Source organism: Mesorhizobium sp. WSM4989 (genome assembly GCF_029625795.1).
Classification (GTDB): Bacteria; Pseudomonadota; Alphaproteobacteria; order Rhizobiales; family Rhizobiaceae; genus Mesorhizobium.
The window spans coordinates 304,480-317,732 of sequence record NZ_JARTVN010000001.1; the positions used below are offsets into that span (position 1 = coordinate 304,480).

12 protein-coding genes are annotated in these 13,253 nt (G+C 64.3%); 8 read left to right on the forward strand and 4 right to left on the reverse strand.

Annotated features, from left to right (window positions below; genetic code table 11):
- The first annotated feature begins 1 nt into the window (after window position 1).
- The 8 genes from P9217_RS01570 (at window position 2) to P9217_RS01605 (ending at window position 8,587) form a co-directional block, all read left to right on the forward strand.
- Entirely contained in the window at window positions 2-922 is a 921-nt protein-coding gene (locus P9217_RS01570; protein WP_095801463.1) for a dihydrodipicolinate synthase family protein, read from the forward strand.
- A complete protein-coding gene (locus tag P9217_RS01575) occupies window positions 907-2,424 on the forward strand; it encodes an aldehyde dehydrogenase (protein ID WP_278086790.1) in 1,518 nt (505 codons plus the stop codon). Before P9217_RS01570 ends, P9217_RS01575 begins: the two co-directional genes overlap by 16 nt.
- Entirely contained in the window at window positions 2,421-3,752 is a 1,332-nt protein-coding gene (locus tag P9217_RS01580; protein ID WP_278086789.1) for an FAD-binding oxidoreductase, read from the forward strand. The genes P9217_RS01575 and P9217_RS01580 overlap by 4 nt, the downstream gene beginning before the upstream one ends.
- Window positions 3,753-3,835: 83 nt before the next feature.
- Window positions 3,836-4,687 (forward strand): glycine betaine ABC transporter substrate-binding protein, encoded by an 852-nt coding sequence (locus P9217_RS01585; protein WP_278086788.1) that lies wholly within the window; start codon window positions 3,836-3,838, stop codon window positions 4,685-4,687.
- 77 nt (window positions 4,688-4,764) lie between these two features.
- On the forward strand, window positions 4,765-5,856 hold the full coding sequence (locus P9217_RS01590; protein WP_127246718.1) for a glycine betaine/L-proline ABC transporter ATP-binding protein: 1,092 nt from the start codon (window positions 4,765-4,767) through the stop codon (window positions 5,854-5,856).
- A 15-nt stretch (window positions 5,857-5,871) separates the two neighbouring features.
- The gene (locus P9217_RS01595; protein WP_127240199.1) at window positions 5,872-6,720 is read left to right on the forward strand and encodes an ABC transporter permease subunit; all 849 of its coding nucleotides are present in this window, start codon (window positions 5,872-5,874) and stop codon (window positions 6,718-6,720) included.
- Window positions 6,717-7,577, forward strand: a complete 861-nt coding sequence (locus P9217_RS01600) for an ABC transporter permease subunit (protein WP_278086787.1) — start codon at window positions 6,717-6,719, stop codon at window positions 7,575-7,577. Before P9217_RS01595 ends, P9217_RS01600 begins: the two co-directional genes overlap by 4 nt.
- An 11-nt stretch (window positions 7,578-7,588) precedes the next feature.
- Window positions 7,589-8,587 carry a 4-hydroxyproline epimerase gene (locus tag P9217_RS01605; RefSeq protein ID WP_095801468.1) on the forward strand — a complete coding sequence of 333 codons (999 nt, stop codon included), beginning with the start codon at window positions 7,589-7,591 and terminating at the stop codon, window positions 8,585-8,587.
- 362 nt (window positions 8,588-8,949) lie between these two features.
- Here the strand turns inward: P9217_RS01605 and P9217_RS01610 are convergent, their stop codons facing one another.
- The 4 genes from P9217_RS01610 to P9217_RS01625 all read right to left on the reverse strand — a co-directional run bounded on the left by P9217_RS01610 (window position 8,950) and on the right by P9217_RS01625 (window position 13,242).
- Window positions 8,950-9,903, reverse strand: a complete 954-nt coding sequence (locus tag P9217_RS01610) for an EamA family transporter (protein WP_278086786.1) — start codon at window positions 9,901-9,903, stop codon at window positions 8,950-8,952.
- Window positions 9,904-10,040: 137 nt separating this feature from the next.
- Window positions 10,041-10,565, reverse strand: coding sequence for an EF-hand domain-containing protein (locus tag P9217_RS01615; protein ID WP_278056690.1), 525 nt, complete (start codon window positions 10,563-10,565; stop codon window positions 10,041-10,043).
- Window positions 10,566-10,745: 180 nt separating this feature from the next.
- The gene (locus P9217_RS01620; protein WP_278086785.1) at window positions 10,746-11,897 is read right to left on the reverse strand and encodes an FAD-binding oxidoreductase; all 1,152 of its coding nucleotides are present in this window, start codon (window positions 11,895-11,897) and stop codon (window positions 10,746-10,748) included.
- A 25-nt stretch (window positions 11,898-11,922) separates the two neighbouring features.
- Window positions 11,923-13,242, reverse strand: a complete 1,320-nt coding sequence (locus P9217_RS01625) for an aspartate aminotransferase family protein (RefSeq protein WP_278086784.1) — start codon at window positions 13,240-13,242, stop codon at window positions 11,923-11,925.
- Window positions 13,243-13,253: the final 11 nt, after the last annotated feature.

Below are 13,253 nucleotides of genomic sequence, written 5' to 3' on the forward strand. Positions count from 1 at the left end.
CTTGAAGTTTGAGGGCATCTACACGCCGGCGGTGACGCCGATCGGTCCGGACGGTCAGATCGATAACGCGGCCTTCGCCGACGTTCTCGAGTCACTCATCGAAGCCAAGGTGCACGGCATCATCGTTGGTGGATCGACCGGTGAATATTATGCCCAAAGCGCCCAGGAGCGCTTCGAGCTCGGTGCCTATGCCAAGCAGGTGATCGGCACCCGCCTTCCGCTGGTCATCGGCACAGGCGCTACCAGGACCGAAGATTCGGTCGAATACGCCAAGGCGGCGAAGGAGATCGGCGCCGACGCGATCCTCGTCTCGTCGCCGCCATATGCCTTGCCGACGGAGCGCGAGAACGCGGTTCATGCGCTCACCGTCGACCGCGCGGCCAACCTTCCGATCATGCTCTACAACTATCCGGCCCGCATGGGCGTGATGATGGGCGAGGAGTATTTCTCGCGCGTCGGCAAATCCCGCAACGTCGTCGCCATCAAGGAAAGCTCCGGCGAAATGGGCAATTTGCACCGGCTTGCCCGCAAGTTCCCGCACATCTCGCTTTCCTGCGGCTGGGACGACCAGGCGCTGGAATTCTTCGCCTGGGGCGCCAGGAGCTGGGTCTGCGCCGGCTCGAACTTCCTGCCGCGCGAGCACGTCGCGCTCTACGAGGCCTGCGTGCTCGAAAAGAACTTCGACAAGGGCCGCGCCATCATGAGCGCGATGCTGCCGCTGATGGACTTTCTCGAATGCGGCAAGTTCGTCCAGTCGATCAAGCATGGATGCGAGTTGATCGGCCTGAAGGCAGGCGGCGTGCGCGCTCCGCTGCGGCCTCTCAATTCGGAAGAAAAGCGATCCCTCCAGACTGTCGTCGCCACGCTGAAGCGGACGGTCGCCCAGATCACGTCGGGAGCAAACCAATGCATGAGCCTTTGACCGCCGCCGAATACAAGGCGCTCGCCGCCGAGATTCAATTCCCGACCAATGCCTTCATCGATGGAGCCTTCCGTCCGGCGAATTCCGGCAAGACCTTCAGGACGACCAATCCGGCGACCGGCGAGGTGCTTGCCGACATCGCGGCCTGCGATGCCAGCGATGTCGACTTCGCTGTGGCCAAGGCCAGGGAGGCCTTCGACGACGGCCGCTGGCAGCATCTCGCGCCTGGCGAGCGCAAGACCGTCCTGCTCGAATTCGCCAAGCTTCTGGAGCGCAACCGCCACGAACTCGCGGTCATGGAGAGCCTCGACAGCGGCAAGCCGATCCGCGAATGCCAGACCGTCGATGTGCCGGACACGATCCATACCATCCGCTGGCATGCCGAGCTGATCGACAAGCTCTACGACAACACCGCGCCCGTTGGCTCGAAGGCGCTGACCATGGTCGTGCGCGAACCGGTCGGCGTCGTCGGCTGCGTCCTGCCGTGGAACTTTCCGCTGCTGATGCTGGCCTGGAAGATCGGCCCGGCGCTCGCGGCCGGGTGCTCGGTCATCGTCAAGCCTGCCCAGGAGACGACGCTGACCACGCTGCGTGTCGCGGAGCTCGCCCATGAGGCCGGCATTCCGGCCGGCGTCTTCAATGTCGTGCCGGGCGGTGGCAAGGAGGTCGGCGAACCGATCGGCATGCATATGGGCGTCGACATGGTGGCCTTCACCGGATCGACGCCGACCGGCCGCCGTTTCCTGCGCTACGCGGCCGACTCCAACCTCAAGCGCGTCGTGCTGGAATGCGGCGGCAAGAACCCGGCCGTGGTTCTCGACGACGCCGAAGACCTCGATCTCGTCGCCGAACAGGTGGTCAACGGCGCGTTCTGGAACATGGGCGAGAACTGCTCGGCCACCTCGCGGCTCATCGTCGACGCCAAGATCAAGGACGAGCTGCTTGAGCGGATCGGCGCCTATATGCGCGATTGGAAGACTGGCGATCCGCTCGACCCTGAAAACCGCATCGGCGCGCTGGTCAGCAAGACCCATTTCGAGAAGGTGAAATCCTTCCTCGGCGACGTTAAGACCGAAAAGCTCTCGGTCGCCCATGGCGGCGCCACGCATAAGAGCGCCTATATCGAGCCGACCGTCGTCGACGGTGTCACCCCTGCGAGCCGCCTCTTCCAGGAGGAAATTTTCGGGCCGATCCTGTCGGTGACGACGTTCAACTCGCTGGGCGAGGCGATCGCGCTCGCCAACGACACGAATTACGGCCTGACCGCGTCCGTCTACACGGGGAGCCTGCGCAAGGCGATCAAGCTCTCCCGCGAGATCCGCGCCGGCGTCGTCACGGTCAACTGCTTCGGCGAAGGCGACGCGACGACACCGTTCGGCGGCTACAAGGAATCCGGCTTCGGCGGGCGCGACAAGTCGGTCTTCGCGCATGACAATTACTGCGAACTGAAGACGGTCTGGATCGACGTTTCGGACCGTTCGGTCGATGAGACCGTCCGGTGAGCGATCTCGTTGTCAAGCGGCTTCCGGCTGAATCCGGAATCTCTGGCTGGGAGGCGATCAGCAGACGCTGCTTCCCCGTCCGCACGCTCGACGGCGACATCAAGGCCGACTGGCTGATCATCGGCGGCGGCTTCGCCGGCCTCTCCGCCGCCCGGCGGCTCGCAAAGCTTCGGCCGGGCGACAGGATCGTCCTGCTGGAAGCCGGAGAGGTCGCCAAAGGTCCCGCCGGCCGGAATTCCGGCTATATGATCGACACCCCGCACAATTTGTCGTCGGGCGAATATTCTGTCGCCGGTGAGGCCGAAACAAAGGCGGAGATCGCCGAGAATCGCTTCGCGATCGCTTTCGCCGCCGAGGCGGCCGCGGAATACGCAATGTCCGCGCGCACCTTCGATCCCTCGGGCAAGATCAATGCCGCGGCGACCGAACGCGGCATGACACTCAATGCCAATTACGGCCGCTCGCTCAAGACGATCGGCGAAGAGCATCGCTTCCTCGACGCGAGCGACATGCGGGAAATCATCGGGTCGTCCTACTATCTCGGCGGCCTCTACACGCCCGGCGCCGTGATGATCCAGCCTGCCGACTATATCCGGGGGCTCGCGGCGGGGCTCGCACCGAAGGTCGACATCTTCGAGCACTCGCCGGTGCTCAAGCTCACCCGGGCCGGAAGAGCCTGGAAGGCGGTGTCGCGCACCGGAAGCGTCACCGCGCCGAAAGTCATCCTTGGCGTCAACGGCCATATCGACGATTTCGGTTACTTCCGTGGCCGCCTGATGCACATCTTCACCTATGCATCGATGACCGCCCCATTCACCGCGAAGTCGACGGGCAAGGACCGGTGGGCATTGCTGCCGGCCGATCCGATGGGCGCCACGGTCCGGAAGATAACCAGCGACGGGCTCTCGCGGATCGTGATCCGGACCCGGTTCACCTATGACTGGCCCGTGCGGGTCAGCGAGAAGCGCTTGGCCGGCATCGCCGCCGAGCAGCGGGCATCACTCGATGCCAGGTTTCCGGACCTCAAGGATGTGCCGTTCGAACATGTCTGGGCCGGACGGCTTTGCCTCAGCCGCAACCACGTGCCCGCCTTCGGCGAGATCGAAGACGGCCTTTATTCGGCGTGCTGCGAGAACGGCCTTGGGACCGTGAAAAGCACGCTCGCGGGCATCATGGCCGCGGATCTCGCGACCGGCACCCGGTCGAACATGCTCGACAAATATGCGGATCAACCCCAACCCGCGCGGCTTCCTCCCGAACCGTTCGCGTGGATGGGCATCAACACGGTGATCCGTTTGCAGGAATTGCGTGCTGGCCGCGAGGGATGAGTTCTCGCCGCGCAATGTGAAGACCGAGCAGACCGCGAAGTCTTCGAACGGGAATGGAAACGGAAACTAAGGAGTGAGGAAACATGAAGACGTTGTGGAAAGCGCTCTGCGCTGCCGCGATGGTCGGGATGACCATGCTGTCCGCTCAGGCGGAAGAAAAGACAATCACCGTTGGCACGATGTCGTGGGAGGATCTCACCCCCATCACAGGCATCACCAAGAAGGTGCTTGAGGACGCCGGCTACACCGTCAAGGTGGTCGATTTTTCCGAATGGGGCATCGCCTACGCCGCATTGACCAAGGGCGACATTCAACTGCTCGCCTCGCAGACGGACTATGTCGCGCAGGACTACTGGGACAAGAACAAGAAGCGCCTCGAGAAGATCTCTCCGGTTTCGCACGGCCTCTACCAGGCGATCGCCGTGCCGAACTACGTGACCATCGATTCGCCCGAGCAGCTCAACGACAACGCCGACAAGTTCGGCGGCAAGATCGTCGGCATCGAGCCGGGTTCGGGTCTGATGCGCGACGCCGCCAATGCGGTCAAGGAATACGGCCTGAAGCTCCAGCTGGTCGAAGGCAGCACCGCCGCGATGACCGCCGCGCTGAAGTCGGCCGTCGACCGCAAGGAATGGATCGCCGTCACCATCTGGGAGCCGTCCTGGATGATGCAGAAGTATCCCGTGAAATTCCTCAAGGATCCGAAGGGCATCTTCCCGCCGCCGCAGAGCTACTACTGGATTGCCAAGAAGGGCTTCTCGGCCGACCATCCGCATGCCCGCGAGGTCATCGCCTCGGTCTATGTGCCGCTCGCTGATATTACCGCCATCAACGGCGCGGTCAGCGACGGCAAGAAGATGGATGAAGCCGTCAAGGCCTGGACCGACGCTCACGCCGATCTCCTGAAGCGCTGGGAAAACATCAAGGGCGAGTAATCACACCAACGGCGGGCCGCCGAACCGGCTGCCCGCCTCCAAACACGATAGCCATTTGGTGGCCCATGGGGAAGGCAATGAACATGACCGTGAATGCCCCCAACGAAGTGTTGGTCGACTGCAAATCCGTGTGGAAGGTGTTCGGGAGCCGCGCCTCGGCCGCGGTCAAGGCGATCTCCGAGCGCGGGCTCTCCAAAAAGCAGGTGCTGCAGGAGTTCAACTGCGTGGTCGGTGTTGCCGACGCTAGCCTCCAGGTCCGCCGCGGCGAGATCTTCTGCATCATGGGCCTCTCGGGAAGCGGCAAGTCGACGCTGATCCGTCTGCTTAATCGCCTGATCGAGCCGAGCCTCGGCAAGATCACGGTCAAGGGAAAGGAGATCGCCAAACTCAATGCCTCCGAGCTGCGCGACATGCGCGCCCGCAATATCGGCATGGTGTTCCAAAGCGTGGCGCTCCTGCCGCACCGCACGGTTCTGGAAAACGCCGGCTTCGGCCTCGAGGTGCGCGGCGTCGCCAAGGAAGAACGCAACAAGATCGCCCGTGCTGCCCTCGGAAAGGTCGGGCTCGCCGATTGGACATCGCGCTATCCCTCGGAGCTTTCCGGCGGCATGCAGCAGCGCGTGGGCCTCGCCCGAGCCTTGGCGGCAGACCCGGAAATCATCCTCATGGACGAGCCTTTCAGCGCGCTCGACCCGCTCATCCGCCGTCAGTTGCAGGACGAGTTCCGGCAACTGACGAAGTCGCTCGGCAAGTCGGCGGTCTTCATCACGCATGATCTCGAGGAAGCCATCCGCATCGGCGACCGTATTGCTATCATGAAGGACGGCGTCATCGTCCAGGTCGGGACGGCTGAAGACATCGTGACAAAACCCGCAGACGATTACGTCTCCGATTTCGTGGCGGGCATTTCCAGGATTCACCTGGTCAAGGCGCACTCCGTGATGACGCCAGTGGGCGAATACAAGAGTGCGCAACCGCATAGCGACGTGAACGCCCTGCCCCAAACGTCGCCCGAGGCCGACATCGGCGCGCTCATCGACCTCACGACCCAGTCCGATCGCGATGCGGTCGCGGTGGTCGAGGGCGAAACGGTCGTCGGCGTCGTCACCATCCGCGGCCTGCTGCGCGGTGTCGCCGGCAAGCCTGCGGGGGAACTCGTGGCGGCATAGCTCGGGAGGAGCACTATGGACATCTCGACCATCACCGACACGTTCGACAGTTGGACCGACACGGCTCTCGGCTGGATCAGCGACAATGGCGACTGGCTGTTCGAAACGCTGAGGGCCGGGCTTGAAGGAACCTATGACGGCGTCCTCTGGCTGCTGCAGCTCGCACCGTTCTACCTGATCGCGATGGTCGCGGCGCTGCTCGCGTGGCGACTGATCAATGCCCTCGCCGGCGTTCTCGCCGGGCTTGCCCTGGTCTTCTGCGCGGTCATGGGGCTCTGGGCCGAGACCATGAGCACGCTCGCCCTGGTGATTACCGCCACCATATTGGCGCTGCTCTTCGGCATTCCGATCGGCATCGTGGCGGGTTTCGGCAGGGCGTTCGACCGTTTCCTCGAGCCGATACTCGACCTGATCCAGACGCTGCCACCCTACATCTATCTTCTTCCGGCGATCGCGCTGCTGGGTTACGGACCGGCGACCGCGCTCGTGGCCACTTTCATCGTCGCGATGCCTCCTGCCATCCGGCTCACTGCGCTGGGCATTCGAATGACGCCGCGCGAATTCGTGGAGCTGGGACACGCGACCGGCCTGACCCCTTGGCAGATGTTCGTCAAGATCAGGCTCCCCTTCGCCATCCCGAGCGTCATGGCGGGGATCAACCAGAGCCTGATGATGGCCTTCGGCATGGTCGTCATCGCCGGCATCGTCGGTTCGGGCGGTCTCGGCGAGACGATCTATTCGGCCGTGCGCACGCTCGACATTGCAACCTCTATCAACGCCGCCATCGCCATCGTCATACTGACCATGGTGCTCGACAGGCTCACGCAAAGCGCGGCCAGCCGCGCCAAGGGAGGCGCAAGATGAATTTCGATCTGCTCCGCTTTTCGCCGGGAGGTTATCTTGCCCCCGCGGTGGATTGGCTGAACACCAACTTCCATCCGTTTTTCGACGCCGTGGCCAAACTGATCGAGGCGGTGCTCAGCGGCATCGAAGTCGCCCTGCTCTACCCGCCCGCCTATGTGACGATCGTCTTGGCCGTTGCTCTGGCCTTCTTTCTCGTCGGCACCAGGGTTGCCGTCGTGACGGCCGTTGCGCTTCTCTTCTGCCTGCTGGCCGGCTTCTGGGCCGCGTCGATGCAGACGCTGGCGCTGGTGACGGTGGCGGTGATCATCTCGGTGTCGATTGCGTTCCCGCTCGGCATCCTGGCATTGCGCTCCAAGAATTTCGAGGCCGCGATCCGGCCGGTGCTGGACATCATGCAGACGGTACCGCCTTGGGTCTATCTCATCCCAGCCGTCATGATCTTCAGCCTCGGCCGCGTGCCGGCGATCATCGCGACGATCGTCTACGGCATACCGCCGATGCTGCGCCTGACGACGCTCGCCTTCAACCAGGTGCCGAAGGATCTTCTGGAGCTTGGCCAGGCCACCGGGGCTTCGCCGCGATCGATCCTGTTTAAGATAGAAATCCCCTCCGCCACGCCCACCCTGCTGGTCGGCCTCAACCAGTGCATTCTGCTCTCACTGGCTATGGTCGTGCTGGCCGGCCTCGTCGGAGCGGGCGGCCTCGGCGCGGAGGTGACGCGGGGATTGACCCGCATGGAGATGGGGCTCGGCCTGCGGGCCGGCCTGTCGATCGTGGCGATCGCCATCTTCCTCGACCGGCTGTCGAGGGGCGCGCTGGAGCGCAGCCGGGCACCCGGTGCGGCCAAGCCTGCCTGAACGGAGAGATCATGCGCCGCAGCTTCTTCTGCATCGACGCCCACACCTGCGGCAACCCGGTTCGGCTGGTCGCCGGCGGCGGACCTTTGCTGCCGCACGCCCCGATCGCCGAGCGACGCGAGCTCTTCGTGCGCGAGCATGACTGGATCCGGCGGGCGCTGATGTTCGAACCGCGCGGCCACGACATCATGTCGGGCGCCATCATCTATCCCGCCTACCGCGAGGACTGCGATTTCGCCGTCATCTTCATCGAGGTCAGCGGCTGCCTGCCGATGTGCGGCGCCGGCACGATCGGCCTGGTTACGGCGGCGCTGGAAGAAGGGCTCGTTACGCCGCGCATCCCGGGCAGGCTGTCGATCGAGACGCCGGCGGGAAGAGTGGACATCCAGTACGAGAAGCCGGGCGAATTCGTGGACTCCGTGCGGATGTTCAATGTCGCCAGTTATCTGCATGCGGCCGATGTCGGCGTCCATGTTCCAGGGCTCGGCCGGCTCGTGGTCGACATCGCCTATGGCGGCAATTTCTACGCGGTGGTCGAGCCGCAGGAAAACTGGCAGGGTCTGGAGGGCATGTCGGCCAGCGACATCGTCGACCTCAGCCGGCGTCTGCGCGACGCGTTGGCGACTGTCTGCAATCCGGCCCACCCCGAGGACGAGAGAATAAGCGGCGTCCACCACGCCATCTGGTGCGACAAGCCCTTGGGCAGCGATGCCGACGGCCGCGGTGCGGTCTTCTACGGCGACAAGGCGATCGACCGTTCGCCGGGCGGCACGGGAACGTCGGCGCGCATGGCGCAACTTCGCGGCAAGGGCCGCCTGAAAGTCGGCGACAGCTTCCGCCAGGAAAGCCTGATCGGCACTGTCTTCGAGGGCCGTGTCGAGGCGGAGGTTGACGTTGGCCCTTTCAAAGGCATTCGGCCAAGCGTCGGCGGATGGGCGCAAATTATTGGCCACAATACGATCTTCGTGGACGACCGCGATCCGTTGGCCCACGGATTCCAGATCAGGTAGGCGCTTGCTTCGCTGCCTTGTCGTGGCCTCGGTCGTCCGAATGGCCGAGCATGCGAAGCACACGGCCGATATTTACCTAAGCTGGCCAGTCTGGCCATCGTCCTTAGGGATGCGTTTCAATTGTATTAGCATTAGCGCATATTTCTATCAGCCGGTGCCCTCTTAGCGAAGTCCCCGTACTAGGTCCCCGCCGGTTAGGCCCGGTGGCCCTTGCCTTTCGCCACCAAACCCACAAGGGCTCCGGGCCGCTCCCGTGTCAGGGTGTCGACAGACCGTGTCATTCGAACCCCGAAGGACATCGGGCATGGGAGATCGACCGCGCCGATGCGGTACACGCTTTCCTTGCACTTGCCATGACCGGGCTAGGCGACGCGAGCCGCATGCGGCTTCAGCATCGTGGCAAGCACGATGCCGGCGACGATGAAGGCGGCGCCTATGAGATCGTAGTCATGCAGGCTCTCGCCGAGCAGCAGATAGGCGAGGATGGCGACGAACATCGTCTGCAGATAGAGCAGCATGCTCGCCCGGCTGGCGCCGAGCGTCGCCACGCTGCGATTGTAGAGATAGTACATCAGGGCGCCGCCCGGGCCCGCCAGATAGGCGAGCGCGAGCCAGCCATGGGCGTTCAAGGCGGAGCGCTCGTCGTTGACCAGTTCCCACAGATGGAAAGGCAGGGCGACGAGCGCGCCGGCGCCGAGCAGGAGCACCACCAGCGGCAACAGCTCGATGCCGAATTTGGACCGGCGCACCAGCACGGTGTAGAGCGCCCAGCAGAACGCGCTGCCGACGATCCACAATTCACCCAGATTGAACTGGAGCTGGAGCAGCGCCGTCAGGTCGCCATGCGCGACGATGACCAGCATGCCGGCGAGCGCAACCACCGCGCCGAGCGCCTGCCGAAGCCCGAGCGGCTCGCCGAGCACGAAACGCGCGAGCACCATCGTCATGACCGGAGACAGCGCCATGATGATGCCGGCCGTGGTCGCGTCGGTGTCGGCGAGGCCGCGGTAGATCATGCCCTGGCAGAGCGTCAGGCCGATCGCTCCGACGGCGGCGATCTCCAGCGGCCGGGATTTGAGAAGCGCGATCATCGCGCCGTGATGGCGATGCACGATCGGCAGCAGGATGGCGCAGGCGAGCGCAAGCCGCCAGAAGCAGAGTCCCCAGGGCGGCATTTCCGGCGCCACCCATTTGGCCGCGATATAGACGCCGGCCGACAGCAGCCAGCACAGCACCGCGGCCGGATAGCCGGAGAGCGAAGGTACCGAGGCGGCGGCGGACTGTTCCGCCGGATGAGCTATCGGCACCGCCTGCATGTCATGCCCCCGTTCAAAGAACGTCAGCGCCCAAGGATGGCGGCAATATATCTCAATCCCTGGCCGTCACATATATGCGCTTCCATGGACAGCGGCGGCTAAGATGCCTCGCTCTGGCTGGATGTGCTTCGGAGCCGCTACCGCATGCGCCCGCCACCGGAGCCATGCATGAACGACTGCAGCTCGTCCAGGTCGAGGCTGCCGTCGCCATCCTCGTCGGCGGCGTTGAAGATCCTGCCGACGATATCCTGAACTTCGCCCTGCGACAGTGCGCCGTCGCCGTCGGCATCCACTATCGCGAACATGACCTGCATACGGGCGCGGTGCATCATGCGCGGTCCCATCCGATCAGGCCTGCCAGCCATTCTGTCGCCGTCGCGCCGCGCCTGTCTGTCTTCGCGGTGCCAACGTCCGCCATGCCGGGGTCCCTGTTCAGCCGAACGATCTTCCTGCAGCTTCTCCTGGAGCGCGTCGTCGATCATCTGGCGGATCACCTCGCGCGTCGGACCTGCGGGTTGGGCGTTGGCTTCCGGTGTCGCGGTCGGTCCGGGCTTCTGCGGAATGGGCGTGGGCTCCGGCGTAGCACTTGTCTGGGCAAGGACCGGGAAGGTCATGAATAGCAAGGCAGCAGCGGCGGCTGTGGTTCTGTACGGAAGTTTCATCGGGTTCTCCCTTGAGCTGTGACTGTCTCTCAAACTGAGATGCACAACCAACCTGCTCTCGATCCGATGGTTCCGCGCGAAGCGCCGACGGCCCAAGAAGTGTTTCGAGCCTGCAGAATGCCGGCGCGCTCCTAGGCGCGTGACACGGACTTCGACATCCCGCCAAGCTCCATCGCTCAATCACCTAAGAGCAATGTTTCGCGCTGCCGACGGCAGCAGGCTCTCGGTGCCGGGCGCGGAAACCGGGGCGCCGTGAAGAACCCAGTCGGCCGCGATCTGCCCGATCACCGGGGCCAGCTGAATGCCGTAGCCGCCGGCGCCGGCGGCGGTCACCAATGTCGGCTCGGAAGCATCGATCGGGCCGACGAAGGGGCGATGGTCGGCGGTCACGGGGTAAAGGCCGGCCCAGCCCCGGCCAAGCCGCGCGCCCGGCAGGTCCGGCAGCCGCTCGAGGAGAAGCTCCGCCCGTCTGACCTTCGATCGTTCGTCGCACTGGTCGTTGTAATTGTCGGGATCCTCCGGCGCGAGCGAGTCCACCTTGTGGATCTCGGCGATCAGTTCGGTGCTTTTCTCATGGCGGAAATTGAGGCCGCTGCCTTCGCCGTTCACCAGGTCCATGACCATCGGCATCGTGTAGCCGAGCGGCTCGTCGAGATGGATGACGACCGCCTCGTGACGCTCGGGCCAAATGTGCAGACGCTGGCCGAAGAGTTCGGCGACCTGAGGCGCCCAGGCTCCTGCCGCATTGACCACGACATCGCAATCGATCGGATCGCCGCTGGTCTCCAGCGTGTAGCCGCGCGCTCGCCGCCTTACCCCGAGAAGCTTGCGATACTGGCGGATTTCGCCGCCCTGGGTGCGGACCGCCTGCGCCAGGAAAGTGCACATCTCGTGAGGGTCGAGGAAGCCATTGTCGGGCCCGAACAGCCCACCCTCCAGCCCACCCGGGTTGATATGCGGCACGAGTTCCGTGAGTTCGTTCGCACGATAGAGTCGGGAGCGCAGGCCGGCCTCTTCCTGAATTTCCACCGACTTTGCAAACAGTTCCATCTGCTTCTGCGTGCGCGCCAGCCGCAGATAGCCGATATGGTTGAAGCCAAGCCCCTGGCTCTCCCATTGGCGGAAGCGGCGCAGCGCATGAACGCGAAGCATGATCTCGAACGGATCGGTAAATTGCGACCCGACCACGCCGACCGACCTGCCGCTCGATCCGGAGGCGATCGACTGGCCTTCAAGCACGGTCACGCGCGCGCCCTGTTCGACCAGGTGGAGGGCCGAGCACAAACCCAACGTGCCGGCGCCGATCACCACCACATGAGGAGAAGCTGCCATCGGTGGTTCCTCCTGTCGGCCGGTCTCAGGACTGGCGAGCGATCTCGCCCAGGGTCTCGTCGATCGCCTGCAGAATGGCGCGGGCGTCCGCCTCGGTCATCGGTGTCGACAGCGCGAACAGGCCATAGCTGGCCGACAAGACGCCGCGGCCAAGCAAGCCCTTGTGGAAGGCATCGAGCTTCTTGCGTTCGGCCTGGCCGGGATAGACGGAGCGGTAATCCGTGACGGGATGCGGCGTGAAATGGACCTTGAAGAGCGAGCCCAGGCCGACGCATTGGCCGGCAAGACCATGCTTGCCCAATGAGGCCGCGATCCCGTCGCGCAACAACGCGCCGAGGCGATCGAGATGGGCAAAGCTTTCCCTGGTCAGCGCCCGCATCGCGGCAAGCCCGGCGCGCATCGTCACCGGATTGGCGGTGAAGGTGCCGCCATGCGGCAAAGCGGGCTTGCCCTGGGTCGGATCGAACACCGCCATGATGTCGGCCCGGCCGCCGACGGCACCCACGGGAAAGCCTCCGCCGATGATCTTGCCCAGCGCCGTCAGGTCTGGCCCGATGCCCCACAGCCCCTGCGCGCCCGAATAGCCGAGGCGGAACGAAATCACCTCGTCGAAAATGACCAGCGCACCCGCCGCATGGGCGATCTCGACCATGGCGTGCAGGTAATCCTGCCGCGCAGGAATGAGACCGGAGCGGTTCGGCATGGGATCGATCAGCACGCCCGCGATGGTATCGCGCTCAGCGGCGAAGACTGCGCCCAGCGCTTCGCTGTCGTTGAACGGCACGGCGATTACATCGTCCAGCACCCCGCGCGGCGTGCCCCTCGCATAGGGCGTGGAATTCGGCCTGTCTCCCCAATTGGCGGGAGTGCTGTCGAGGCTGACTTCGGCGAAGTCGTATGAGCCGTGATAGGCGCCCTCGATCTTGACGATTTTGGGCCGCCCGGTGAAGGCGCGCGCGGCCTTGATGGCCATCATCACCCCCTCGGTCCCGGAGTTGGCGAAGCGGATTCGGTCGACCGAGGGCAAGCGCTCGACCAGCAGCTCGGCAAGCTCGATCTCGCTGACCGTCGGCGCACCGAAGGCCGTGCCGAACGGCAGCTGGTCGATCACCGCGGCGGCCACATCCGGTTGCGTGTAGCCATGGATCATCGAGGTGAAATTGTTGATGCAGTCGTAATAGACGTTGCCGTCCACATCCCAGACCCTGCACCCCTCGCCTCGCGAGGCATAGATCGGAAACGGATCGACAAAGACCGTGGTGCGCGTGTTCCCGCCCGGCATCACCTTCCTGGCACGTTCGAACAGGGTCTTCGACAGGGGCATTGCGTCTGGATAGTGCGGCATGGTTCGATCGT